The organism is Mesorhizobium argentiipisi (SeqCode) (genome assembly GCF_037179585.1).
Taxonomy (GTDB): domain Bacteria; phylum Pseudomonadota; class Alphaproteobacteria; order Rhizobiales; family Rhizobiaceae; genus Mesorhizobium; species Mesorhizobium argentiipisi.
Window position 1 is genome coordinate 12,840 of sequence record NZ_JAPYKO010000037.1, and the last position, 23,826, is coordinate 36,665.

Below are 23,826 nucleotides of genomic sequence, written 5' to 3' on the forward strand. Positions count from 1 at the left end.
CACACGTTTTCGTCATTGTGACCGCAAAGCCGTTTGCGGCCTGCGGCAATTCCCGCTAAGACCCCGCCGTTCCTTTCTAGAAGCCGGGATCACATCGATGACGGACATCGCCGCCACCGCCGAAATGCAGGCCGCGCTGCTCTCGCGCGCGCTGCCTTATATGCAGCGCTACGAGAACAAGACGGTGGTGGTGAAATATGGCGGCCATGCCATGGGCGACACCGAGCTCGGCAAGGCGTTCGCCCGCGACATCGCGCTGTTGAAACAGTCCGGGGTCAACCCGATCGTCGTGCATGGCGGCGGGCCGCAGATCGGCGCGATGCTCAACAAGATGGGCATCGAATCCAAGTTCGAGGGCGGGCTGCGCGTCACCGATCAGAAGACGGTCGAGATCGTCGAGATGGTGCTGGCGGGCTCGATCAACAAGGAGATCGTGGCGTTGATCAATGCCGAGGGCGAGTGGGCGATCGGGCTCTGCGGCAAGGACGGCAACATGGTGTTCGCCGAAAAGGCGCGCAAGACCATGATCGACCCGGATTCCAACATCGAGCGGGTGCTCGATCTCGGCTTTGTCGGCGAGCCGGTCGAGGTCGACCGCACGCTGCTTGATCTTCTCGCGCGCTCGGAGATGATCCCGGTACTGGCGCCGGTCGCTCCCGGCCGCGACGGCCACACCTACAACATCAATGCCGACACGTTTGCCGGTGCGATCGCTGGCGCATGCCGCGCTTCGCGCCTGCTCTTCCTCACCGACGTGCCCGGCGTGCTCGACAAGAACAAGAAGCTGATCGACGAGCTGACGGTCGCCGAGGCCAAGGCCTTGATCAAGGACGGCACGGTGTCGGGGGGCATGATCCCGAAGGTCGAGACCTGCATCGAGGCGATCGAGCGCGGGGTCGAAGGCGTCGTTATCCTCAACGGCAAGACGCCGCATTCCGTGCTGCTCGAGCTCTTCACCGAGCATGGCGCCGGCACGCTGATCGTTCCCTAAGAAGGCAAGGTCACCGTTTCCGTAAACGGTGACCTGCCATGATCAGCCGGCTAATCTTCTTTTGTCCGCGGTCTCGACGATCCGCGTGCCCGACTTTCTGGGCGGCCGCGGGACAATCATCGATTCTTCCTCGGCGTCCTGCGGCGCGCCCCAGAACTCGGCGAGCGTCGGTCCATCCGTGACGCGGCGGTCGCGGGCGAGAAACCCCCAGACTTCGCGGAACCAGACGCGGCGGCCCATTCTGGTGTACCAGCGCATCGAATGCCGCTGCTCGGGATCGGAATGGAACAGGATGCGCGCCAGCGCCTTCGGCCGCGATTGCACCGCGACTTCGATCAGCTTGACGGTGAAGAACAGCACCCATGGCTTCAGCCTCCTCATGTGCAGAACCTGGTGCTTGTAATCCCAGAGGCGCACGTCCTGCTGGATCACCTTGCGGCCGCTGGCGATGCGGAAGAACGGCGTCCAGCGGTGCGGTGTTACATAGAGCGCCTGGATCTGGTCGGGGTCATAAGCGATGAGTTGGCGGAAGCCGCGCCAGAGATCGCGCAAGGTCTCGTCCTCGAAGCCGGCAACCCAGGTCGCCATCGACAGGATTCCGTGTTGCCGGAGCAGCCGGATCGCTTCGCGATCCGACTTGGTACTGCCGCCCTTGCGGATCAGCGACAACGTCGCCTCGTCGGTGTTCTCCATGCCGAGCAGCCAGCGGATGACCCCGGCCTTGCGGTAAAGGTGCAGGATGTCGGCATCGCGCACGATGTCGTCGGCGCGCGTCGAGCCGACGATCAGCACCGGCACGTTCTCGGCGATCATGGCGTCGAGAAAGGCGCGCCAGGCCTTCTTCGAGGAGGTCGGGTTCTCGTCGGCCAGATTGATCAGTTCGACGCCGTGCTCGCGATGCAGCCAGGCGATCTCCTTGGCGAATTTGACCGGATCGCGATGGCGCCAGCGGGTCCAGAAACCGCGCTGGCCGCAGTAGTTGCACAGATGCGGGCAGCCGCGCGAGAACTGCATGACGACCGCCCGCTTGCCGCCCCAATAGGAGTAGCGGCGATGATCGATCAGTTCCCAGCCGACGCGGTAAGCATCGAGATCGGCAATGGTCATGGCCGGCTGCGTCGCGACAGGACGGCCGAGGTCGTCACGATAGGCAATGCCGGCGACGCTCGCCACCGGCTGGCGCATCTCGATCGCCTCGACCAGCGCCGTCGCGGTCGCCTCGCCCTCGCCGCGCACGATGAAGTCGAAGACGACGGTCGCGGCGAGGATGTCGCGCCAGTGATAGGTCGGGAAAACGCCGCCATAGATGACGATGACGTGCGGAGCGCAGACCTTCATCATTTCGGCGATCTTCAAGGCCGTAGGATGCGCGGAGGTCGAGCCGGAATGGCCGATCAGAATGAAATCGGGATTGTCGCGCAAAGCCTCCTCGACCAGTGTGGCAAGCGGCATCGGGCCGAACTCGGCATCAACCAGGCGCACCTGATGGCCGGAATCGATCAGCGGGCCGCCGATCGCCAGCAGCCCGAGCGGCGGCAGATGGTCGTCGGGCACGCGGCTGCCGATGGCCGTGTGCGGCGGATTGATCAGCACGATGTTCAAGGCGGACCTCTTGTGTTGGTCCGCCTGTGCTAGCCGCCTATGTCGTAGCCGCCTTGGCGCGGTTCAGCAGTTTCCACGCAGCTTTTCGGGAGTTTTGTTTTGAAGCAATTCCGGACGGAGGCTACGGCGAAGTTGCCAAGCCTAAACGCTTCAAGCTTTTCCTGGAATTGCTTTAGCGCCGCAGATGGCTGAGCGGCACGTGGCCAGGCCCCTTGATGTTCTGCAGCACCAGTTGCGTGTGGACGTCGCGCACCCCGGGCAGCCGCATCAGCCGGTGCATGACGAAGGCGTTCAAGTCGTCCACCGACGGCACCAAGACATGCAGCAGAAAATCGTAGTCGCCTGTCATCGTCCAGCAGGACGAGACCTCGTCCATGCGCTGTACGGCGGCGATGAAGCTTTCGGGCGAGCCGTCGCTGTGGCTGACCAGCCGCACCTGGATGAAGACCTCGACCGTCAACCCGACGGCGCGGCGGCTGAGCACGGCGGCAAAGCCTTTGATGATGCCGGTTTCCTGCAAGGCTTCGAAGCGGCGCGCGCAAGGGGTGGTGGACAGACCGATCTCCTGCGCCAGCTCCGAGACGGGCTTGCGGCCATCGCGCTGCAGGATGTCGAGCATCTTGATCTCGAAATCGTCGAATTGAGGCATGTATCCTGGATCTCGCGTCGATCCGAGTGCTTTTACCTCAGAAACTGCCGGCGGGCTATAGAACAAGGCTGATTTGCCTCGTGGATCGCCGCTAAACTACTCCTCACGATCCGTAGATCACGATCTTGAGGAGGATATGATGACGATCAGCGTTGCCGATTACGCCGCCGAATGCGCGGCGCAGGGCCTTCGCGGCGACTATTCGGTGTGCCGCAGCGATTTCACCGTGGCGCAAGGCTACGGCTATTCCGCCGAGGAACAGGCGGTGTGGCGCACGCTCTGCGACCGTCAGACGAAGCTGACCCACAAGCTTGCGCACCGTTCCTATCTGGACGGCGTCGCCGCGCTCGGCCTGCTCGACAGGATTCCGGATTTCGATGCCGTCAGCGAAAAGCTCGCCAGGCTGACGGGCTGGGAGATCGTCGCGGTGCCTGGCCTCATTCCGGCCGGCCCGTTCTTCGAGCATCTCGCCAACCGGCGCTTCCCGGTCACCAACTGGCTGCGGACGAAAAAAGAGCTCGACTACATCGTCGAGCCGGACATGTTCCACGATTTCTTCGGCCATGTGCCGATCCTGACCCAGCCGGTGTTCGCCGATTTCATGCAGATGTATGGCCAGAAGGCCGAGGACTTGATCGCGCTCGGCGGCGACGAGATGATCACAAGGCTTTACTGGTACAGCGCCGAATACGGCCTCATCCAGGAAGCCGGCCAGCCGCTGAAGGCCTTCGGCGCCGGGCTGATGTCGTCCTTCACCGAGCTGCAATTCGCAGTCGAGAGCAAGGACGCCCACCATGTGCCGTTCGACCTCGAGACGGTGATGCGCACCGGCTATGAGATCGACAAGTTCCAGCGCGCCTATTTCGTGCTGCCGTCCTTCGATGTGCTGCGCGATGCTTTCGCCCATGGCGACCTCGCCGGCATCGTGGCGCGGTTCAAGGGCCAGCCGGCGCTCGACCCGGCCATGGTCTGAGGTCGGTTTTCGCCCAACCGACATTCAGCGCGGTGCAGCTGCCGACAGTCGGCCGGGCCGCTTTGCGCCTTTTCGGATCAATCGACTTTATCGGGCTCGGCCTTGATCCTGGCCAGTTGCTCGTTCTGCAGGTCGAGAGCGGCGCGGATGAAGCGCAGCACGGTCGAAATCAGACGGCAATCACCTTGCCGAGATGCTCGCCCAGGCGGCAGGCAAGCGCGGTGATGGTGGTGGTGGGGTTGCACTGACCCGACGTGCAGAACACCGAGGAGCCGCCGACATAGAAATTGTCCATGCCATGCACCTTGCAATTGGCATCGACGACGCTCTTCAAGACATCGGTGCCCATGCGGGTGCCGCCCATGTGGTGGTGGCCGGCCGTCTCCTCGTTGGTCGGGTAATCGCCACCATTGCTGATCCAGTCGTCGATGCGGACGCGGCCGAGATTCTTCTGCGCCATGGTCGTGCCGAAAAGCCTGAGGCCCTCGAGCAGGGTGCGGCGCTCGAGCGGCGACTTCTTCCAGCGCAGTTCGATGCGCGGCACGCCGGCGTGATCGACATCGGTCTTCGACAGCTCGATCTGGTTCGAGGCGAGCGGCGCCTGCTCCCAGGCGACATAGAGCTGGGCGGCGCAGCGCAGCCTCTGGTCCATCTGTGCGGACATCCATTCCGCCATGTTCGGCGCGGTGCAGGCAAGGTCGGCAATCAGCTTCTTGACATTGGGATAGGGGCTCTCGATCAGGCGGATGCCGAAATTCATGATCTGCAGCCGTTCCATCGCGGCAAGCGTCGGCGAGAAGAAGGCTTCGTTCGAGGCGTCGACCTCGAACTCCGAATAATTGGCAAGAATGGCGTTGCCGCCCTCGAAGGTCGGATGCTCCATCCAGTAGCAGCCGAGCGCCGTCGCGTTCGGCACCACGCCGCCATTCGAGCGCTCATTCGACCACAACAGCAGCCGCGAGTTCTCCAGCCCGCCGGTGCAGGCGACGAAATAGTCCGCCGCAAAGGTGCCGGCGTCCTGCCCATTCGACCATAGTTTCGCGCCCGTAACGCGTTTGCCGTCGCCGGTAAGCTCGGTCGCATAGGTGTTGAGCACGACGGCGATGTTCCTGCTCTTGTCGAGCTCGTCCGCATATTTCTCGGCGAAACGAACCGCGGGGCTCTTGATCAACTGCACCCAGCGGATGTCGTCCGAAACCGGCACGTCCGGACGAAACGCCGGAAGCTCGAGGATGTCATGGACTTCGCCAAGATAGGGGTCGATGTCGGCGCGGCTGATCGGCCAGCCGGTGTCCGGCGCCCATGCCTTGGGTTCGAAGTCCTGGCGGTCGAGCACGCGGCACCAGCCGGCCCAGTGGTTGGACGAGCCGCCCATGAAGCGCAGCCTGGTGATGTCGAGGTCGAAGTAGAAATCGCCGACCGTCTTGCCACGGTAGAAATCCTGCGACTCCTCGCTGAATTCGCGCGAGCCCGCCTCCAGCACGACGACCGGAATGCCGGCGGCGCCGAGCTTCCTGGCGATCGTCGTGCCGGCGGGACCGGAGCCGACGATGCAGGCCTTGGGTTTGAAGCTGGCCTGCTTATAGGCTTCGTAGCTGTCGAAGATCATGCGAGGTCGCTCCGCCGCAGGATCCAGCCATTGATCTCGACGATCTCATCGGCATCGACCGCGGGTTGCTGGCTGCGGAACAGCGACAGGGCGGGCAGCGTGATCAGCGCCTGCACGATCGCGCGGCGCGACATTTTTCTTATGAACCTGCTCATGACATGTCTCTCGATAGAGGCCTCGATTCACGCATGCCGTTCCTGAACGGCACACATGCCGCCACCGAGGCCAGTTTCGTGCCAAAGCTAGATGAAAACCGCGTTACACGAGGAAGTTTAGCGCGGTTGAACATGGACATGGTTAGGGCTTTTCTAACCCCCGCGGCGAAGCTCAAGCCGCTTCCGGAAGCTCGCGATCGAGGATCGAAAGATTGCGGCCGCGGTTCTTCGCCTCGTAAAGCCTGCGATCGGCGGCGCGCATCAAATCGGAAACGGTCGCGCTCTCGCCGCAGCTTATGCCGCCGATCGAGACGGTGAGCGGCACGGTCCGCTCGTCGACGGGGCGGAAACGGATCAGCTCGACCTCGCGGCGGATGCGTTCGGCGATATGCTTGGCTTCCGCTTCGCTGGCGCCGACTAGGAAGGCGGCGAACTCCTCGCCACCGATGCGGCCCAGCACGTCGCCGCGGCGGATGCCGCGCTCGATGGCGCCGGCGATCAGCAGCAGCGCTTCGTCTCCCGTCAGATGACCATAGCTGTCATTGATTCTCTTGAAGTGATCGGCGTCGATGATGAGGAGCGCGCCGCGATCGCTCTTGCGCCGCGACCCGTCGAGCGCAGCGAAGAAAGTTTCGCGGTTGAGCATGCCGGTCATGTCGTCGCGGCTTGCCTTTTCCGACAGGCGCCTGTGGGCCGCCGCGAGCTGCGCGTGAGCCCGAGCAAGCTCGCGATGAGCATTCTGCAACCGATCGCTCTGCCAGAAGCTGCTGGCGCTGGCAGCCCAGGCGAGGACGAGCGGGCAAACCGTCGACGCCAGCCAGACCGTGCGGCTCATCGGAAAACCCATTGCCGGCATCACAATCAGCGTCAACAACAGCGAGGCAGCGACCGAAGCGAATGCCACGGCAGCGGCCCTCAAAAATATGCGACTCATCACTTGCTCCCAACGGTCAGCTTGTGTGCCAGCAAGCGCTAAAGGCGACCTTTCCAGGACTTTTAAAATTTGAAGCGAGGCGCCATTTTCGCATTTCGTGACGCGCATAAGTTGTGGATAAATCCAGCGCCGGCATGCCATAAGAAATCCATGACAACGACACCCGATCCCGCCCGCTTCGCCCATGTCACGGACTGGGTGTTCGACCTCGACAACACGCTCTATCCGCATCACTCGAACCTTTTTGCGCAGATCGACGTGAAGATGACCGCCTATGTCGGGGAGCTGCTGACGCTTTCGCGCGATGACGCGCGCAAGCTGCAGAAGGAGCTCTATCTGGAATACGGCACGACGCTGAACGGGTTGATGAAGCGGCACGGCATCGATCCCGACGATTTTCTCGAGAAGGTGCACGACATCGATTATTCGCGGCTCGTGCCGGACCCGGTGCTGGGCGCGGCGATCCGCCAGCTTCCCGGGCGCAAATTCATCTTCACCAATGGCGACCGCAGGCATGCCGAGCGCACCGCGCGCCAGCTCGGCATATTGGAGCATTTCGACGCCATCTTCGACATCGTGGCGGCGGGGCTGAGCCCCAAGCCGGAGCGCCAGACCTATGAGCGCTTTGCCGAATTGCACTCGGTGACCGGCCACAATGCGGTGATGTTCGAGGACCTGGCGCGCAATCTGGCCGTGCCGAAAACGCTCGGCATGACGACCGTGCTGGTGGTGCCGCGCAATTTCGAGCCGACCTTCTCGGAGATCTGGGAACGCGACCCGGCAAACGAGGACGACGTCGATTTCGTCACTGACGACCTCGCCGGCTTCCTGACCGCGATCGTCGACGTGGCGGCCTGACCAACTCCAGTCGGCCCTCCCGGTCGGCCTTGCCGTTGCCACTGCCGTGGACGCGTGGCCTTTGCCGAAGCCGTGGCAGTTGCCTTTAAAGCTTGTAGAACCGGCGGATGATCTCCCAGGCCTCGTCGGCGGTGTCGACGAAATCGATGATGTCCTGATCTCCGGGCGAGATCGTGCCCTGTTCGGCGAGGAAGTCGAGATCGATCGCCCTTTGCCAGAACGTCTTGCCGAACAGAATGACCGGCACGCGCTCCATGCGTCCCGTCTGGATGAGCGTCAGCGTCTCGAAGAACTCATCCATCGTGCCGAAGCCGCCCGGGAACACCGCGACCGCCTTGGCGCGCATGACGAAATGCATCTTGCGGATGGCGAAGTAGTGGAAGTTGAAGCAGAGCTCCGGCGTGACATAGGCGTTGGGTGCCTGCTCGTGCGGGAGCACGATGTTCAAGCCGATCGACGGCGCGCCGACATCGTCGGCGCCGCGGTTGCCGGCCTCCATGACGCCCGGTCCGCCGCCGGTGACGACGACATACTCCCGATAATAAGAGGTTGCCGATTGCCGCGAGCACAGACGGGCGAATTTGCGCGCTTCCTCGTAATATTTGCTGTTCGCCTCGAGGTTCTTCTTCTGCGTCTCGTTCTTTGCCGCCCAGGCCTCGCCGCCCGGTTCGGGCAGGCGAGCGCCGCCGAACAGGATGACGGTCGAGCGAATGCCGCGTTCGGCCAGGATCATCTCCGGCTTCAAGAGCTCGAGCTGCAGCCGCACGGCCCGCAATTCGCGCCGCGTCATGAAGTCAGGATCGTTCCAGGCCAGCCGGTAGGTTTCGGCACGTGTCTGCGGGGTATCCGGCACGCTTTTCGAGCGTTCCAGGTCCTCGTCCGAATGCGGCAGCGGCGTCCACCCCGCCTTTTCCATGGGAGTCATCGAATCCACCCGTCCAATTCCTTCACTTGCGCCGTCCCGTGACGCTGGCGCGATTGACCCCCATTGAGCCTTAACATAGGGTCCGCGCGACTTTTAAACAGGTTAAGGCTGAGCGCCTTAACAGCTTGGTAATGGAGCGAAATCATGTCGAAGCCCGATCTGGCGAGCCTCGAAACGACCATCGAAAAGGCCTTCGAGGAGCGCGACACGATTTCGACCGCGACGCGCGGCGAGACGCGCGACGCCATCCAGTCGGCGCTCGACCTGCTCGATCGCGGCGTCGCCCGCGTCGCCGAACGGCGGGACGACGGCAAGTGGCATGTCAATCAGTGGCTGAAGAAAGCGGTGCTGCTCTCCTTCCGGCTGAACCCGATGGAGATCATCGAGGGCGGTCCCGGCCAGGCCGTGTGGTGGGACAAGGTGCCGTCCAAATTCGACGGCTGGAGCGCCGTCGACTTCGAGAAGGCCGGCTTCCGCGCCGTGCCGTCCTCGATCGTGCGCCGCTCGGCTTATGTCGCGCCGGGCGCCGTGCTGATGCCGTCCTTCGTCAATGTCGGCGCCTATGTCGATACCGGCACCATGGTCGACACCTGGGCCTCGGTCGGCTCCTGCGCCCAGATCGGCAAGAACGTGCATCTTTCCGGCGGCGTCGGCATCGGCGGCGTGCTGGAGCCGATGCAGGCCGGCCCGACCATCATCGAGGACAATTGCTTCATCGGCGCACGCTCCGAAGTGGTCGAGGGCTGCATCGTGCGCGAAGGCTCCGTGCTCGGCATGGGCGTGTTCATCGGCCAGTCGACCAAGATCGTCGACCGCGCCACGGGCGAGGTTTTTTACGGCGAGGTGCCGGCGAACTCCGTGGTCGTCGCCGGATCGCTGCCGGGCAAGCCGCTGCCCAATGGCGAGCCGGGTCCGAGCCTCTACTGCGCCGTGATCGTCAAGCGCGTCGACGCCAAGACCCGGGCCAAGACCTCGATCAACGAATTGCTGCGCGATTGATCCTCCACGACGGAGCGGACGCTATTGTCTGAAAGATCGCAATTCCTCTGGCTGTTCTTCAGCCTTTCGGGGCGGCTGAGCCCGGTCGCCTATGCGCTGGCCGGGATCCTGCTGGTGCTTGTCCAGTTTTTCCCGTTCTACCAGTTCGCGCGGGTTGAACTGAACACGGCGGCCAGCCAGAACTGGGCCATGATCTGCTGGGGGGTGCTGCTGATCTCGGCCTGGGCCACCTTCGCGGTAACGGCAAAGCGCTTCCATGATTTCGGCAAGCCGACCTATTTTGCGCTGATCTCGCTCATAATCGGGCCCATCCTGCTTATCATCCTCTCCTGTTTCCGCAGCGATCCCGGACCGAATCGCTACGGCAGGCGCACCAACGCGCCGGGGGATAGCTGACCGCCATGCGCTACCGCACGCTCACCCGGCGCGTATCATCGATACGGCCCAAAGGCTGGAGGAGCGTGTCGCCGAGCGCTTCCCGGAAAGGAGCCTGCGCGCCGTTGCCAGCGAACTGGTGTCGCTGTCGCGGGACCTCGCCAAGGCCGCCAGGGACCTGGAGGCGCCGATCTGGTGGCTGCGCGGCGTCATCGTCGCGGCCTTCATCGCCGGCGTGGCGATGTTCCTGTTCGTCGGCACCATCCTGCCGCTCGACCGCATTTCGGGCGCCGACGATGCCGTGCAGTCGATGCAGGGTATCGAGGCGACGATCAACACGGTCATCCTGGCGGTGCTCGGCTTGCTGGCGCTGATCCGCACCGAGGAGCGGATCAAGCGCAAGAAAGTGTTCCGGCAGTTGCACGGGCTGCGCTCGCTGATCCATGTCATCGACATGCACCAGCTGACGAAAGATCCGGCGACCTTGTCGGCCGATTTCAAGCCGACCTCGCACTCGCCCGCCCGCATCACCAACGCCGCCGAGCTGGCGCGCTATCTCGACTATTGCTCGGAAATGCTGTCGATCACCGGCAAGATCGCGGCGCTGTTCGCGCAGTCGGTCAATGACGATGTCGTCGTCAATGCCGTCAACGACATCGAGAACCTGAGCTCCAACCTGTCGCGCAAGATCTGGCAGAAGATCACGCTGATCGAGGACCGCCGCTGACCGCTTCCGGCCTGAGGCCGGGCGGACCGCGCTTTTCCGCTTCCGCCTGACGCACCAGCGCCATGACGCGTTCATTGACCGGCGTCGGGGTGCCCGCGTGCTTGGCCAGACGGATGACCGCGCCTTGCAATTCGTCGATCTCGGTCGGACGGCCGCGTTTCAGGTCGTCCCACATCGACGAGCGCGCCTGAGGGTCGATCGCCAGCATGCGGCGGGCCAGAAGCCCGAACAGCCAGTCGGGGAGCCGCAGCACTTTCGGCAGCAGCGCCGGCGGCAGGCCGGTGATGCGCGCCGGCGTGATGCCCGCGGCCCTCATCACGGCGAGCGCCTCGTCGATCTCGGCGGCGAGGATTGCGCGCCAGTTGCGGTCGGCCAGTTGCCTCGCTAGCGGCAGGTCGGAGAGCGCAACCAGCGCATTGTTGAGGTTCCTCAGCAATTTGCCCCACTGCACCTCCTTCATGTCGGCGCGCGCGTCGAGGGCAAGCCCATCGACATCGAGCAGATCGACGAGACCATCGACGCCGGTATCGATCATCACCTCGCCCTGGCTGGCGCGATGCACATGGAACGGCAGTTCGCTGTCGGGCGACTGGACGACGTTGAACATCACCATGCCGGTCAGCACCCGCCGTCCAGGGAGTGCGGCGCGCAGCCTGTCGGCATTGTTGACGCCGTTCTGCAGGCTGACCACCACGGCATCCGGGCGCCCATGGTCTGCGGCCAGCCTGGCCATTTCCCCGGTCGCGCCGCTCTTCACCGTCACCAGGATGACATCCGCGTCCGGCAGTGCGATCGCCGGATCGTCGGTGGCCGCAGTTGCGTGCGCTGCGAGGCGGCGGTCGCGGCCGTCGAGATCGCTGACGCGCAGCCCGCTTTCGCGCATGGCCTCGACGACGCGGCCGCGGCCGAGGAAGACGACCTTGCGCCCGGCGAGCGCCAGGCAGCCGCCGATATAGCAGCCGATGCTGCCGGCACCGGCTATCGCGATGGTCCTCGTTTCACTGGCCATGCACTCGTCCTCGCGTGGCCCGCACCTTACTATTATGCATATCGTTCTCCCAGAACCGCTGCACACTTCCGGGCGACATGCATTTACACGCCATGAAACCATATTGTCGGCGGCATGACCGGCGATCATCTGCCATCGTGACACGACAAACGCTTTCGACTATCGCTTTGCCCATGACATTGCCGACCGATCCCGCCGCGAATCTTGCCGCCCTGATCCGCTGCCCGTCCGTGACGCCCGCCGAGGGCGGCGCGGTTGCCGCGCTGCAAGACATGCTCAAGCCACTCGGCTTCTCGGTCGAACGTCCAATCTTCTCGGAAGACGGCACGCCGGACATCGAAAACCTCTATGCGCGGCGCTCGGGCAACGGCCCGCATCTGATGTTTGCCGGCCATACGGATGTGGTGCCGGTGGGCGACGAGGCGGCTTGGACGCATCCGCCCTTCGCCGCCGAGATCGCCAATGGCGAAATGTATGGCCGCGGCGCCGTCGACATGAAGGGCGGAATCGCCTGCTTCGTCGCCGCGGTTGCGCGCCACGTCGCGAAGAATGGCGGCCCGAAAGGCTCGGTGTCGCTGCTCGTCACCGGCGATGAGGAAGGACCGGCCATCAACGGCACCACCAAGCTGCTCGACTGGGCGGCGGCCAAGGGCGAGAAGTGGGACGCTTCGATCGTCGGCGAGCCGACCAATCCGGATGCGCTCGGCGACATGATCAAGATCGGCCGGCGCGGCTCTCTCTCCGGCAGCGTCATCGTCAACGGACGCCAGGGCCATGCCGCCTATCCGCAGCTTGCCGACAATCCGGTGCGCGGCCTGATGAGCCTGGTCGACGCGCTGCTCCATCCCGTGTTCGACAAGGGAACGAAGGATTTCCAACCGACCAACCTCGAAGTGACGTCGATCGACGTCGGCAATCCGGCGACCAACGTCATCCCGGCCAAAGCGACCGCGACCTTCAACATCCGCTTCAACGACAGCTGGGACGCAGAGACGATCCAGGCCGAGATCCACAACCGGCTCGACCAGGCCGCCGGACGCAGGAAATATCGGCCGGGCAAGAAGACGCCGGTCGACTACGAGCTCGTCTGGCGCGACCGGCCAAGCCATGTCTTCCTGACCCGCGACGACAGGCTGATCGATACGCTGAGCAGCTCGGTCAGGGCCGTGGTCGGCAAGACGCCGGCGCTCTCCACCTCCGGCGGCACCTCGGACGCGCGCTTCATCAAGGATTACTGCCCGGTGGTCGAGTTCGGCTTGGTCGGCAAGACCATGCATATGGTGGACGAGCGCGTCGCCCTTGCCGATCTGGAGACGCTGACGCAAATCTACGAACGCTTTATCGAAGACTGGTTCGGACAAGGCCTTTCGTGACCATGCTTTCGGCGGACGAAACCTATTCTTCGCTGGCCGGCGCCTGGCGGCTGATGTTCGGCAAGGCCGACGGGTTGCGCCTTCTCGACCTTTCGGCGGACGGTTTTTGGAATTCCTTCTTCGCCATCGTCGTGGCGGCCCCGGCGCTGATCGTGGGCTGGGTGGGGATCGCCAACGAGATCGGCGATCCGGAGGCTTTCGCCGGACGCCTCGGCATGCTGATCCGGCTGGCGACCGTCGATCTCGGCTCCTGGGTGCTGCCACTGGTGGCGCTGGCGCTGGTCGCGCCACGCGCCGGCATAGGCGGCCGCTTCGTCCACTATGTCGTTGCGTCCAACTGGGCGTCGGCGATCATAGCCTGGCTGATGCTGCCCTCGGCGCTGCTCAGGCTCTTCCTCCCCTCCAGCAGCGAGATCACCAGCCTGTTGTCGCTGGTTCTGTTCGCCCTGTCGATGGTGCTGACCTGGCGCATGACCAATGCATCGATCGGCAAAGGCGCCGGCGTAGGCACGGCCGTGTTCATCGGCATGTTCGTTGCCTCGCTGCTCGTCCTGTTCGGCCTGCAGGCGCTGCTCGGCATCGACATACCGGACGGCACGACGGGTTGATCCTGCCCGACTGACAAGGTCTTTCAATTTACGAGGCAGAATGGTATGATAATTTCATACCATTCTCTTCGTGGAGGGAATCTATGTCCGCCACCGAAAAACGCACCTTCAGCCTGCCGGCGGAGCAAGCCGCCTTCATCGATCAACTCGTCCGCTCGGGCGCCTATGCGACCAGCAGCGAAGTCATCCGCGCGGGGCTTCGCGCTCTTCAGGAGCGCGACGCCGCTGTGGAGCGCTGGCTCCGCGAGGAAGTCGCACCGACCTATGATGCGTTGAAGACAAACCCTGGCAAAGTCATTTCGCCTGCGGAAATGGCCCAGCGGGCGCGCAAACGCCACGAGACCCACTCGCAGAAGAAACCGTGAAGCGCCGCGCCGTCGTCTACTCGCTTGATGCCGGCGACGATCTCGATCGTATTTATACTATCGTTGCAGAAGCCAGCAGCCCCATCACGGCGGACCGCTATGACAGTCGCATACGAGCGTTCTGCGAGCGTCTCGAACATGGCTCCGAACGCGGCACGCTTCGTGACGATGTGCGGCCGGGGCTTCGTGTCGTCGGGTTTGAACGCCGGATCACCGTCGCCTTCGTGGTGGAACCTGAGCGGGTCGTGATTCTGCGACTGTTCTATGGCGGAGCCAATTGGTCGGACGAACTCGCCGGGGTCGACGCCGGCTGATCGACGCCGCCGTCAGGCGTCCTCCGGATAGTCCACCCCGACAAGAAACAACCCGTCCGGCGGGGCTACCTGGCCGCAGGCGGCGCGGTCGCGCGCTTCGAGCGCCGCTTTGAGATCGGCGGCGCTCCAGGAGCCGTCGCCGACGCGCTTCAGCGAGCCGACCATCGAGCGAACCTGGTTGTGCAGGAACGAGCGCGCCGAGCTGCGCACCTCGATGAAGTCGCCATTGCGGACGACATCGAGGCGGTCAAGCGTGCGGACCGGGCTTTCGGCCTGGCACTGGGTGGAGCGGAAGGTGGTGAAGTCATGCTTTCCGAGCAGCACCTTGGCCGCTTCGTGCATGGCCCCGGCGTCGAGCCGCTTCGGCACCCACCAGACCTTGCCCTTTTCCAGCGCCGCCGGCCCGCGGCGATTGAGGATGCGATAAAGATAGTGGCGGCCGGTGGCGGAAAAGCGTGCGTCGAAACCGTCGGCGACGACCGCCGCCTTGAGGATGGCGACGCGCGCGCCGGCCGCCTGCAGATGGGCATTCACTGCATCGCGCACCTTGTCGCCCGACCACGCCTTGGCCAGATCGACATGAGCCACCTGGGCGGTGGCGTGCACGCCGGCATCGGTGCGGCCGGCGGCCCGTATTCTTACATCTTCACCGCAGAATTTCTCGATCGCCTGCTCGATCGCCTGCTGCACCGAGGGCTGGTCGGCCTGATGCTGCCAGCCGGCGAATTGGCTGCCGTCATATTCAATATCGAGCCGAAAACGCGGCATGTTCAGACAATTGTCTGCGATCGAAACGAGACACTGGCTTCTCGTCTGAGCATGATCTTATCCGAAAACCGGTTCCCACTTTTCGCGGACGCGGACCTTCGGTTCGGGATCATGCTCTAAGCAGCGAGCGCGGTGAAGGCCGAAGCGTAGAACAGCCTGCCGGTCTCGGGCGCATCGCCCCAAGCCAGGGCCTGCAGCGCTTCGCCCTGATACTCGCTTTCGAACTTTCCGGCGCGATCGTGGGTGTAGCCAAAACGACCGTAATAGGTCGGATCACCCAGGACCACGGCAAGCGTCTCGCCGGCTTCCTTGAGCCGCACATGCGCCTCGCGGATCAGCGCGCCGCCGATGCCGGTGCCGTGGAAGGAGGGTTCGACCGCCAGCGGCGCCAGCGCGACGGCCGCGAAACGCTTGCCGCCATTGTCTACGTAAAGCCTGGAAAACAGGATGTGGCCGACGACCTGGCTGTCTTCCTCTGCAACCAGCTCGACGACGGCGTCGCCGCCGGTGACCAGCGCGTCGACCAGGCCGGCTTCCGCCTGCTGGCCAAAGGCATGCTCTTCGACGAGACGGATTGCCTCGCGATCCCGCGGCGTCGCCGCGCGTATCGACATCATACTCATGTGAGTTTCATTCCTTTTGCGATCTTGGCTCCGCGCAAAAACTCCTGCACGGCGGCAGGCCTTCCGCCCGCCCGTTGAACTTCGACCAGCCTGACCGCGCCCGATCCGCAGGCGACCGTCAGCCGGTCATCGAGAATTCCTCCCGACTCGCCGACGCCATCCGAGAGCGTCGAGCGAAGCAGTTTCAGCCGCTCCATGCGACCGCCAATTTCGACCTCGCACCACGCGCCCGGGAAGGGCGAGAGGCCGCGAATGTGATTGTGGACTTCGCCAGAAGGCCGCGTCCAGTCTACGCGTGTCTCCGATTTATCGATCTTTCGGGCGTAGGTCACCCCTTCCGCCGCCTGCGGGGTAAATGTCAGACAATTTATCCCCAACTGCGCGAGCGCCTCAACCATCAGCGATGCGCCCTGCGCCATCAGGCGGTCATGCAATTCGCCGGCCGTCATATCGGGTCCGATGGCGCATTTTTCAACCATCGCCACCGGTCCGGTGTCCAAACCCTCTTCCATCTTCATGATCATCATGCCGGTTTCGGCATCGCCGGCCATGATGGCGCGCTGGATGGGAGCTGCACCACGCCAGCGTGGCAAAAGCGAGGCATGGCCGTTGAGGCAGCCCAGCCTCGGCGCGTCCAAAACGGGCTTCGGCAGCAGCAGGCCGTAAGCCACGACGACCGCGACATCGGCCTGCAAGGCGGCGAAGGCCTGTTGCTCGGCCTCGCTTTTCAGCGATGTCGGCGTGCGCACCTCGAGCCCCAACCGTTCGGTCTCGTGCTGCACCGGCGAGGGCGTCAGCTCCAGCCCGCGCCGTCCGCCGGCACGCGGCGGCTGGGTGTAGACGGCCACGATCTCGTGGCCGGCCTCGGCGATAGCGCGCAAGGTCGGCACGGAAAAATCCGGCGTGCCCATGAAGATGACGCGAAGGGGCATGCCCCTCTACCCCACCATCTTGCCCGGCGCCTTGTCCTTGGCGAGCTTCTTGAACTTCCTCATCACCATGTCGCGCTTCAGCTTCGAGATGTGGTCGATGAACAGCACGCCGTTGAGATGGTCGATCTCGTGCTGCAGGCAGGTGGCCATCAGGCCTTCCGCCTGCATCTCCTGCAATTTGCCGTCGCGGTCGAGATATTTCACACGCACCGAAGCCGGGCGCTCGACCTCGGCATAATAATCGGGGATCGAAAGGCAGCCTTCCTCATAGACCGAGCGCTGGTCGGCGCTTTCGAGGATTTCCGGATTGATGAAGACATGCGGCTCCGGCGGCTCGCCCTCCTTGGCGAGATCGATGACCAACAGCCGCCTCGGCACGCCGACCTGGATCGCTGCAAGGCCGATGCCGGGCGCGTCATACATGGTTTCCAGCATGTCGTCGGCAAGCTTGCGCAAATCGACATCGACGCGCTCCACCGGCTTGGAAACCTGGCGCAGGACGGGATCGGGAAGGATGATGAGCGGCTTGATCGACATGGCGTCTCACCTAAGACCTCGCTTGACAAGCGTCAACCGGGGCACCTTTGGCCTGTTCACGTTTTGATCTGTGCCACGCGGCCGAATCGGTTATGCTGCCCAAATGAACGACATGACCTCCATCCTTTCCGAGCCCATCGCGCGGCTTGGCGCCACGACCATCACGCTTGGCCAGACGCTGGCTTTCGGCGCAATCCTTCTGCTTGTGCTGTTCGTGGCGCTCGTCATCGCCTTGTGGCATGCGGCCGGCGCGCGCGCGGTGGCGGCCGCCGAAGCCGCCGACCATGCCCGCGATGCCGAGGCGAGGATGGCCGATATTATGCAGGCGCAAGCCGAGATGCAGGGGCGCATGGGCGCCATCGCCGAGGTGTTCGGGGCGCGGCAGGCCGAGCTCACCCAGTCGCTGGGCCAACGGCTCGACGCCATGACCGGGCGTCTCGGCCAGAGCATGGCCGAGCAGACCAAGTCGACGCATGAAAGCCTGGCCAAGCTGCAGGAGCGGCTGGCGGTGATCGATACCGCGCAGGGCAATATCCAGTCCTTGGCCGGCCAGGTCGTGCAGCTGCAGGCGATCCTCTCCAACAAGCAGACGCGCGGTGCCTTCGGCCAGTCGCGCATGGAGGCGATCGTCGCCGACGGGCTGCCGCACGGGGCCTATGAGTTCCAGGCGAGCCTCTCCAATGGCAGCCGGCCCGATTGCCTGGTGCGGATACCGAACGGCGCGCCGATGCTCGCCATCGACGCAAAATTCCCGTTGGAAGCGTGGAACGCCATCCGCGCGGCCGAAGGCGCCGACATGCAGAAGGCGGCGGCGCAGGCTTTCCGGCGCGACATCGAGGTGCATATCCGCGATATCGCCGAAAAATATCTGATCCAGGGCGAGACCCAGGACACCGCCTTCATGTTCGTGCCGTCGGAATCGGTGTTCGCCGAGATCCACGAGAATTTCGAGGCGGTGGTGCAGAAGGCGCATCGCGCCCGCGTCATCATCGTCTCGCCCTCGCTCCTGATGCTGTCGATACAGGTGATCCAGGCGATCCTCAAGGATGCTCGTATGCGCGAGCAGGCGCATCTGATCCAGGGCGAGGTCATCCGGCTGATGGAGGATGTGGCGCGGGTCGACGAGCGGGTGCGCCGGCTGCAGACGCATTTCGGCCAGGCGGCGCGGGACATAGACGACATCCTGGTCTCGACGTCGAAGGTGACCAAGCGCGGCCAGAAGATCGAGGCGCTGGAATTCGCCGAGGGCGAGGCCGAGGCGCCGCGCGGCGGTTCAGCCAAGGCGGAAGCCGGCGCGCGGGTGGCCGATTCAAAGACGGGTCAGCTCAGGCTGCGGGTCGTCGAGGGCGACGAGTAGCCGGTCAAGCACCAGGGAAGGCCAGGTCTTCGCTTTCGCCCTCCATAGGCGAAGATGAAGGCGGACGGCGCCACCATCGCCAACCTTGTAACCATGACATTTTTTCGTTGGCGCGCCGCGGCCTTTTGCGTGCACCATGGGCGATCCCGTTCTTCGCAAGGCCCTCGCCCATGACCACCCTGCCCGGCATCTCCGACATCCGCGCCGCCGCCGAGCGGCTTTCCGGCCTGATCGTCGAAACGCCGCTCATCGAATCACCGGAGCTCAACAAGCGCTATGGCGGCCGCATCCTGTTCAAGCCCGAGACGCTGCAGCGCACGGGCTCCTTCAAGATCCGCGGCGCCTACAACAAGCTGTCGTCGCTCAGCGAGGAAGAGCGCGGCCGTGGCGTCGTGGCCTTCTCTTCCGGCAACCATGCGCAAGGCGTGGCGGCTTCGGCCGCCATGTTCGGCGTTAAGGCGGTCATCGCCATGCCGGCCGACGCGCCGGCGCTGAAAGTCGGCAATGTCCGCAAGATGGGCGCCGAAGTGGTGCCGTTCGACCGTTTCAAGGACGACCGCATGGCTGTCGTGCGCCCCTATATCGAGAAGGGCATGATGCTGGTGCCGCCCTTCGACGATCCGGCGATCATTGCCGGCCAGGGCACGATCGGCCTGGAACTGATGAAGCAGACGAAAGCGCTCGGCGTGACCCTCGACGCCGTCGTCGTCCCTTGCGGCGGCGGCGGCCTGTCGAGCGGCATCTCCGTCGCCGTCAAGGACGCCTCGCCGCGCACGCAAGTCTGGGCGGTCGAGCCCGAGCATTTCGACGACACGCGCCGCTCGCTGGCCAAGGGCGAGCGGGTCTCGAACGAACCCGGCCATAGCTCGATCTGCGATGCGCTGCTTACCGCCGAGCCCGGCGCCATCACCTTCGAGATCAACCGCCGGAATCTCGCCGGCGCCATCGCCGTCTCCGACAAGGCGGCCGCCCAGGCGATGCGCGACGCCATGGCTTATCTCAAGCTTGTGGTCGAGCCCGGCGGCTGCGTCGCGTTTGCCGCGCTATCTACCGGCGAGATCGACCTTGCCGGCAAATGCGTGGCCGTCATCCTGTCCGGCGGCAATGTCGATTTCCGCACCTATTCGGAGATCATGGCGGCGTAGATTTTTCGCGGAAGAGTGCGGTGGCCCGCAAGTCGTAATCGCCGCGATCCTCTACACCCCCTTCTGGCCTGCCGGCCATCTCCCCCGCAAGGGGGGGGAGATCAGCTGTCGCCTTCGCTTTCGCCAATCGCCGACGTCGCAGAAAAGTGCCGTCGGCGGAGCTGCCAATCTCTCCCCTTGCGGGGGAGATGGCCGGCAGGCCAGAGGGAGGTGCTGTCCCTCCAGCGTCAAACCTTTTCCGCCGCGCTTTGATCAATCCAGCGTGCGCCTGAACCGCACCAGCGCTACGCCGGCAAACAATGCCACGAACACCACCAGCCAGCCGACTTCCGTCGCCACCGCCGGAAGCTCCGCCCCTTTCAGCATGACCGCGCGGGTGATGCGCAGAAAATGCGTCAGCGGGAAAATCTCGCCGAAAGTCTGTGCCCAGCCCGGCATGCCGCGATAGGGGAACATGAAGCCCGACAGCATGATCGAAGGCAGGAAGAAGAAGAAGGTGAGCTGCAGCGCCTGCATCTGCGTGCGCGCGATCGTCGAGATCGTGTAGCCGAGCAGCACCAGCGACAGCACGAACACCAGCACGGTCGAGAGCAGCAGCGACAGCGAGCCCATGAAGGGAATGGCAAACAGCAGCTTCGCCGCGGCTAGCACCACCACCACCTGCACCGCGCCCACCACCAGATAGGGCAGCACCTTGCCCAGCATGATCTCCAGCGGGCTCGACGGCATGGCCAGGAGGTTTTCCATCGTGCCGCGTTCGGTCTCGCGCGTCAGCGCGATCGAGGTCATCATCACCATCGTCATCTGCAGGATGACGCCGAGCAGGCCGGGCACGATGTTGTATTGCGAGATGCCTTCAGGGTTGTAGCGCCGGTGCACGACGACATCGAGCTGGCCGCGCGCCGCCTCCTTGGCCGTTTCCTGCGTGCCCTGCGCCCTGAGCAGCGCCTGGCCGGCGACGGTACTGAGCGTCGAGATGGCGCCGCTGGCCACCGCCGGGTCGGTGGCGTCGGCCTCGATCAGTATCTGCGGGTTGTCGCCGCGCTCGACGCGGCGCGCGAAATCGGCGGGGATGGTGACGACGAAGGAGATGTCGCCGCGCGCCATCAGGAATTCGGCTTCCTCGGCACTTTGCGCGACATGGTCGAAGCGGTAGTAGCCCGTTGTCTGCAGCGCCGAGACCATCGCCCGCGTGTAAGAATCGCTGCTGGTCGCCACGAGCGCGGCCGGCAGGCTCTTCGGGTCGTTGTTGATCGCATAGCCGAACAGCACCAGCTGGATCAGCGGCACGCCCAGCATCATGGCGAAGGTGATGCGATCGCGCCGCATCTGGATGAATTCCTTGGTCAGCAGCGCGCCCAGCCTGGCGAAGGAGAAGACCGCGTTCATGCCATCGTTCATGCCATATTGTCCTTCGATCCGGACATGAACTGGATGAACACGTCCTCGAGGCTGGTCTCGCCGGGCTTCACAGTGACGCCCTTATGCTCCTTCTCGACATCGGCGAGCGCCTTTTCGAGCGCCGCCTTGTCGGAGCCGACGACGTGCAGCGTCGCGCCGAACGGCGCCACCTGGTCGACGCCGGGCCGGCCTTGCAGCGCTTGGGCCACCTGATCGAGCCGCGGCCCCTGCAGCACGAAAGTGGTCAGCCCGGCATTCTTCACCACCTCGTCCACCGTGCCGGTGGTGAGCATCTTGCCGTAAGAGATGTAGCTGATGCGGTGGCAGCGCTCGGCCTCGTCCATGTAATGGGTGGAGACGAGCACGGTCAGCCCGCCGCCGGCGAGGCGATGGATCTCGTCCCAGAACTCGCGCCGCGCCTTGGGATCGACACCCGCTGTCGGCTCGTCGAGCAGAAGCAGCTTCGGCTCGTGCATGATGCAGGCAGCCAGCGCCAGCCGCTGCTTCCAGCCGCCGGAAAGCGTGCCGGCGAGCTGGTTGCGGCGGCTCGTCAGGCCGAGATCCTGAAGCGTGCGCGAGACATACTCCTCGACCGGCTTCAGCCGGTAGAGCCGCGCCACGAATTCGAGGTTCTCGCCGATCGTCAGGTCCTCGTAGAACGAGAATTTCTGCGTCATGTAGCCGACTTCGCGCTTGATCCTGAGCGCGTCGGTGCGGATGTCGAAGCCGAGCACCGTGCCGTCTCCCTCGTCCGGCGTCAAAAGTCCGCACATGATGCGGATGGTCGTCGTCTTGCCCGAGCCGTTCGGCCCGAGGAAGCCGACGATCTCGCCTTCGGCGACCGTCATCGTCACATGGTCGACGACGGTCTTGTCGCCGAAGCGCTTGACCAGGCCGCGAACGTCGACGACGTTCATTGCCCGAGATCCGCCCCGATGTCGGCCAAGTCGACATCGACGATCTGGCCGGGCTGCAAGGGTCCAGCATTGCCCTCCGGCCGGGCCTCGACGAGATAGACCAGCTTCTGCCGGTTCTCGAGCGAATAGATCACCGGCGGCGTGAATTCGGGATCGGGCGAGACGTAGCTGACGCGCGCCTTCAGCCCTGCTACGCAGCCGTCGCAATGGACATTGAGCTCGGTGCCGAGCTTGACCGACGAAAAAGCGTTTTCGGGCACATAGACGCTAAGCTTCACGGCGCCGTCGGGCAGCATCGAGATCACCGGCGCGGTCGGCCCGGCCGTGTCGCCGGGATTGCGGATGACGTCGTTGACGCGGCCGGGCGAGGGCGCGGTCAGAACCCGCTTCGACAGCCGCCACTCGGCCTGCCGCAAGGTCGACTGCGCCTGCTTGACCTGGTTGTCGGCGGCCTTGATGGTCTCGGCCCGCGCCGGCAGATTGCCGACGGCGAGATTGGCCTCCGCCTGGCCGACCTGGGCGTTGGCGGTCTCGAGCGAGGCCGAGGCGGTGTCGTAATCGGCCTGGGTGCCGGTGCCGCGCTTGTAGAGGTCGCTGGCGCGGTCGTATTTGCGCTTGGCGTCGGCGGCCTGGGCCTTGGCCATGTCGACCTCGGCCTTGAGGACGGCGATTTCTTCGGGACGCTTGCCGACCTGCAGGTCGGCAAGCTGCGCCTGGGCCTGCGCAAGCGCAGCTTTCGCCTGCGCCACCTCGATCTTGGCGTCGGCATCTTCCAGCGTCGCCACAGCCGCGCCGATCTCGACGCGGTCGCCGCGCCTGACCGTCACTGTCGCCACCTGCGCCACTTCGATCGGCGCCATCAGCACATATTCGCCTTCGACATAGCCGACCGCGAGCGGGGCTGCCGGCGCGCAGGCGCCGAACAGCTGGGCGGCGAGCGGCAGCGAACAGAGAAAGCTCATGATTTGCCCTTCTTGCCGGCGCGCGCAGCGCGCGCCGCCAGCATTGCCCTGAGATTGTCGGTCGTGACCGCCACCACCTTGGCGGCCTCTTCATTGCCGATTCCGCGCCAGCCCATCCGGCGCATCACCGCCTCGCGGCCGATGCGGAAATAGATGGCCTGGCCGATCAACGTGAAAACGGTGAGCTTGGTCGCTTCGCTCTCGGCCGGTTCGCCGGTCGCCTGCTCCCAGATCTGGCACAGCCGCCGGTGCGTCGGCTCGAACACGCCGGCATATATACGGTCGAGCGCGGCAGTCGGATGCGAGAGTTCGCGAAGTACAAATTGTACGATCTCGCCGGCCTGCGGACTGGCCACGACGAAGCCTACCATCCGCTCAAGTGCCGCGAAAAGCTGTGCTCTCGCAGCGTCCGGGTTTGCCGGAGCGGCCGCCTGGGTCGCGCCCAGCGCCTGGCCGGCTATGCCCTGGATGGTTTCGACGATGAAGTCGGCGGCGGCGGCGCGCAGGCCTTCCTTGCCGCCGAAATGGTAGGCGATCGAGCCGATATTGGCCTTGGCCTCGGCCGCGATCTCGCGCGTCGAGGTGCCATCGAAACCCTGCCGTCCGAACAGCTTGAGCGCCGCATGCACCAGCGCCGCGCGCGTTTGGTCGGCGGTGGTGGCTTCGCGCTGATGCTTCTTGGCGTGTGGCTGCTTGTTCATACGTTCGTATTTAATCA

The 23,826-nt window shown here is 64.4% G+C and carries 26 protein-coding genes and 1 pseudogene; 12 read left to right on the top strand and 15 right to left on the bottom strand.

Translation table 11 applies throughout. The annotated features are described in order from the left end of the window. Nucleotides 1-97 precede the first annotated feature (97 nt). Nucleotides 98-991, top strand: coding sequence for an acetylglutamate kinase (gene argB / locus O7A05_RS30605; RefSeq protein WP_126090911.1), 894 nt, complete (start codon nucleotides 98-100; stop codon nucleotides 989-991). 42 nt (nucleotides 992-1,033) lie between these two features. Here argB and bchE read toward each other — a convergent pair whose 3' ends face one another. Together bchE and O7A05_RS30615 are read right to left on the bottom strand one after the other, a co-directional pair. After that, entirely contained in the window at nucleotides 1,034-2,593 is a 1,560-nt protein-coding gene (bchE, locus tag O7A05_RS30610; RefSeq protein WP_337096974.1) for a magnesium-protoporphyrin IX monomethyl ester anaerobic oxidative cyclase, read from the bottom strand. Between the two features lie 172 nt (nucleotides 2,594-2,765). After that, nucleotides 2,766-3,242: an Lrp/AsnC family transcriptional regulator gene (locus O7A05_RS30615; protein ID WP_337096975.1), complete on the bottom strand. Its 477-nt coding sequence runs from the start codon at nucleotides 3,240-3,242 to the stop codon at nucleotides 2,766-2,768. 136 nt (nucleotides 3,243-3,378) lie between these two features. Between O7A05_RS30615 and phhA the strand changes: the two genes are divergently transcribed. Beyond that, nucleotides 3,379-4,215 carry a phenylalanine 4-monooxygenase gene (gene phhA, locus O7A05_RS30620; RefSeq protein WP_337096976.1) on the top strand — a complete coding sequence of 279 codons (837 nt, stop codon included), beginning with the start codon at nucleotides 3,379-3,381 and terminating at the stop codon, nucleotides 4,213-4,215. Nucleotides 4,216-4,384: 169 nt separating this feature from the next. Here the strand turns inward: phhA and O7A05_RS30625 are convergent, their stop codons facing one another. The 3 genes from O7A05_RS30625 to O7A05_RS30635 form a co-directional block, all read right to left on the bottom strand. Continuing rightward, the gene (locus O7A05_RS30625; protein ID WP_337096977.1) at nucleotides 4,385-5,824 is read right to left on the bottom strand and encodes a GMC family oxidoreductase; all 1,440 of its coding nucleotides are present in this window, start codon (nucleotides 5,822-5,824) and stop codon (nucleotides 4,385-4,387) included. Continuing rightward, complete coding sequence (locus O7A05_RS30630) at nucleotides 5,821-5,979, bottom strand: hypothetical protein (RefSeq protein WP_337096978.1); 159 nt, start codon at nucleotides 5,977-5,979, stop codon at nucleotides 5,821-5,823. The genes O7A05_RS30625 and O7A05_RS30630 overlap by 4 nt, the downstream gene beginning before the upstream one ends. A gap of 172 nt (nucleotides 5,980-6,151) precedes the next feature. Then, on the bottom strand, nucleotides 6,152-6,913 hold the full coding sequence (locus O7A05_RS30635) for a GGDEF domain-containing protein (RefSeq protein ID WP_337096980.1): 762 nt from the start codon (nucleotides 6,911-6,913) through the stop codon (nucleotides 6,152-6,154). Nucleotides 6,914-7,063: 150 nt separating this feature from the next. Here O7A05_RS30635 and O7A05_RS30640 point away from each other — a divergent pair, with 150 nt between their 5' ends. Then, nucleotides 7,064-7,771, top strand: coding sequence for a pyrimidine 5'-nucleotidase (locus tag O7A05_RS30640; protein ID WP_224587418.1), 708 nt, complete (start codon nucleotides 7,064-7,066; stop codon nucleotides 7,769-7,771). Nucleotides 7,772-7,856: 85 nt separating this feature from the next. Here O7A05_RS30640 and O7A05_RS30645 read toward each other — a convergent pair whose 3' ends face one another. Then, nucleotides 7,857-8,696 (bottom strand): LOG family protein, encoded by an 840-nt coding sequence (locus O7A05_RS30645; protein WP_140755418.1) that lies wholly within the window; start codon nucleotides 8,694-8,696, stop codon nucleotides 7,857-7,859. A gap of 144 nt (nucleotides 8,697-8,840) precedes the next feature. On the opposite strand from O7A05_RS30645, the gene dapD reads away from it, so the two are divergent. The 3 genes and pseudogenes from dapD (at nucleotide 8,841) to O7A05_RS30660 (ending at nucleotide 10,797) form a co-directional block, all read left to right on the top strand. After that, nucleotides 8,841-9,695, top strand: a complete 855-nt coding sequence (gene dapD, locus O7A05_RS30650; protein WP_337096984.1) for a 2,3,4,5-tetrahydropyridine-2,6-dicarboxylate N-succinyltransferase — start codon at nucleotides 8,841-8,843, stop codon at nucleotides 9,693-9,695. 24 nt (nucleotides 9,696-9,719) lie between these two features. Further along, nucleotides 9,720-10,091, top strand: coding sequence for a DUF805 domain-containing protein (locus O7A05_RS30655; protein ID WP_224587403.1), 372 nt, complete (start codon nucleotides 9,720-9,722; stop codon nucleotides 10,089-10,091). A 5-nt stretch (nucleotides 10,092-10,096) separates the two neighbouring features. Continuing rightward, nucleotides 10,097-10,797, top strand: a pseudogene (locus O7A05_RS30660) (hypothetical protein). On the opposite strand, the gene O7A05_RS30665 reads toward O7A05_RS30660, so the two are convergent. Further along, a complete protein-coding gene (locus tag O7A05_RS30665; protein ID WP_337096986.1) occupies nucleotides 10,772-11,806 on the bottom strand; it encodes a 2-dehydropantoate 2-reductase in 1,035 nt (344 codons plus the stop codon). The pseudogene O7A05_RS30660 and the gene O7A05_RS30665 overlap by 26 nt on opposite strands. A gap of 173 nt (nucleotides 11,807-11,979) precedes the next feature. Here O7A05_RS30665 and dapE point away from each other — a divergent pair, with 173 nt between their 5' ends. From dapE to O7A05_RS30685, 4 genes are all read left to right on the top strand, one after another. Continuing rightward, on the top strand, nucleotides 11,980-13,179 hold the full coding sequence (gene dapE, locus O7A05_RS30670; protein ID WP_337096988.1) for a succinyl-diaminopimelate desuccinylase: 1,200 nt from the start codon (nucleotides 11,980-11,982) through the stop codon (nucleotides 13,177-13,179). A 2-nt stretch (nucleotides 13,180-13,181) separates the two neighbouring features. Continuing rightward, on the top strand, nucleotides 13,182-13,787 hold the full coding sequence (locus tag O7A05_RS30675) for a transporter (RefSeq protein ID WP_337097027.1): 606 nt from the start codon (nucleotides 13,182-13,184) through the stop codon (nucleotides 13,785-13,787). Nucleotides 13,788-13,870: 83 nt separating this feature from the next. Then, nucleotides 13,871-14,152, top strand: coding sequence for a type II toxin-antitoxin system ParD family antitoxin (locus tag O7A05_RS30680; RefSeq protein WP_337096990.1), 282 nt, complete (start codon nucleotides 13,871-13,873; stop codon nucleotides 14,150-14,152). After that, nucleotides 14,149-14,466, top strand: coding sequence for a type II toxin-antitoxin system RelE/ParE family toxin (locus tag O7A05_RS30685; protein WP_337096991.1), 318 nt, complete (start codon nucleotides 14,149-14,151; stop codon nucleotides 14,464-14,466). Before O7A05_RS30680 ends, O7A05_RS30685 begins: the two co-directional genes overlap by 4 nt. Before the next feature lie 12 nt (nucleotides 14,467-14,478). Here O7A05_RS30685 and truA read toward each other — a convergent pair whose 3' ends face one another. From truA to def, 4 genes are all read right to left on the bottom strand, one after another. Then, nucleotides 14,479-15,234: a tRNA pseudouridine(38-40) synthase TruA gene (truA, locus tag O7A05_RS30690; RefSeq protein WP_337096992.1), complete on the bottom strand. Its 756-nt coding sequence runs from the start codon at nucleotides 15,232-15,234 to the stop codon at nucleotides 14,479-14,481. A 116-nt stretch (nucleotides 15,235-15,350) separates the two neighbouring features. Beyond that, the gene (locus O7A05_RS30695) at nucleotides 15,351-15,857 is read right to left on the bottom strand and encodes a GNAT family N-acetyltransferase (RefSeq protein WP_337096993.1); all 507 of its coding nucleotides are present in this window, start codon (nucleotides 15,855-15,857) and stop codon (nucleotides 15,351-15,353) included. Further along, the gene (gene fmt / locus O7A05_RS30700) at nucleotides 15,854-16,789 is read right to left on the bottom strand and encodes a methionyl-tRNA formyltransferase (protein ID WP_337096995.1); all 936 of its coding nucleotides are present in this window, start codon (nucleotides 16,787-16,789) and stop codon (nucleotides 15,854-15,856) included. Before fmt ends, O7A05_RS30695 begins: the two co-directional genes overlap by 4 nt. A 6-nt stretch (nucleotides 16,790-16,795) precedes the next feature. Further along, nucleotides 16,796-17,326, bottom strand: a complete 531-nt coding sequence (gene def, locus O7A05_RS30705; protein ID WP_337096996.1) for a peptide deformylase — start codon at nucleotides 17,324-17,326, stop codon at nucleotides 16,796-16,798. 103 nt (nucleotides 17,327-17,429) lie between these two features. On the opposite strand from def, the gene O7A05_RS30710 reads away from it, so the two are divergent. Continuing rightward, a complete protein-coding gene (locus tag O7A05_RS30710; protein ID WP_337096997.1) occupies nucleotides 17,430-18,683 on the top strand; it encodes a DNA recombination protein RmuC in 1,254 nt (417 codons plus the stop codon). Nucleotides 18,684-18,853: 170 nt separating this feature from the next. Beyond that, a complete protein-coding gene (locus O7A05_RS30715; RefSeq protein WP_337096998.1) occupies nucleotides 18,854-19,828 on the top strand; it encodes a threonine/serine dehydratase in 975 nt (324 codons plus the stop codon). Nucleotides 19,829-20,080: 252 nt separating this feature from the next. On the opposite strand, the gene O7A05_RS30720 is transcribed toward O7A05_RS30715, so the two are convergent. Genes O7A05_RS30720 through O7A05_RS30735 form a run of 4 tightly spaced genes read right to left on the bottom strand, consistent with a single transcriptional unit; the run spans nucleotide 20,081 to nucleotide 23,809 of the window. Further along, a complete protein-coding gene (locus O7A05_RS30720) occupies nucleotides 20,081-21,217 on the bottom strand; it encodes an ABC transporter permease (protein ID WP_337097029.1) in 1,137 nt (378 codons plus the stop codon). 8 nt (nucleotides 21,218-21,225) lie between these two features. Next, nucleotides 21,226-22,146: an ABC transporter ATP-binding protein gene (locus O7A05_RS30725; RefSeq protein ID WP_337096999.1), complete on the bottom strand. Its 921-nt coding sequence runs from the start codon at nucleotides 22,144-22,146 to the stop codon at nucleotides 21,226-21,228. Next, nucleotides 22,143-23,108 carry an HlyD family secretion protein gene (locus O7A05_RS30730; protein ID WP_337097000.1) on the bottom strand — a complete coding sequence of 322 codons (966 nt, stop codon included), beginning with the start codon at nucleotides 23,106-23,108 and terminating at the stop codon, nucleotides 22,143-22,145. The genes O7A05_RS30725 and O7A05_RS30730 overlap by 4 nt, the downstream gene beginning before the upstream one ends. Further along, a complete protein-coding gene (locus O7A05_RS30735) occupies nucleotides 23,105-23,809 on the bottom strand; it encodes a CerR family C-terminal domain-containing protein (RefSeq protein ID WP_337097001.1) in 705 nt (234 codons plus the stop codon). Before O7A05_RS30735 ends, O7A05_RS30730 begins: the two co-directional genes overlap by 4 nt. Nucleotides 23,810-23,826 lie beyond the last annotated feature (17 nt).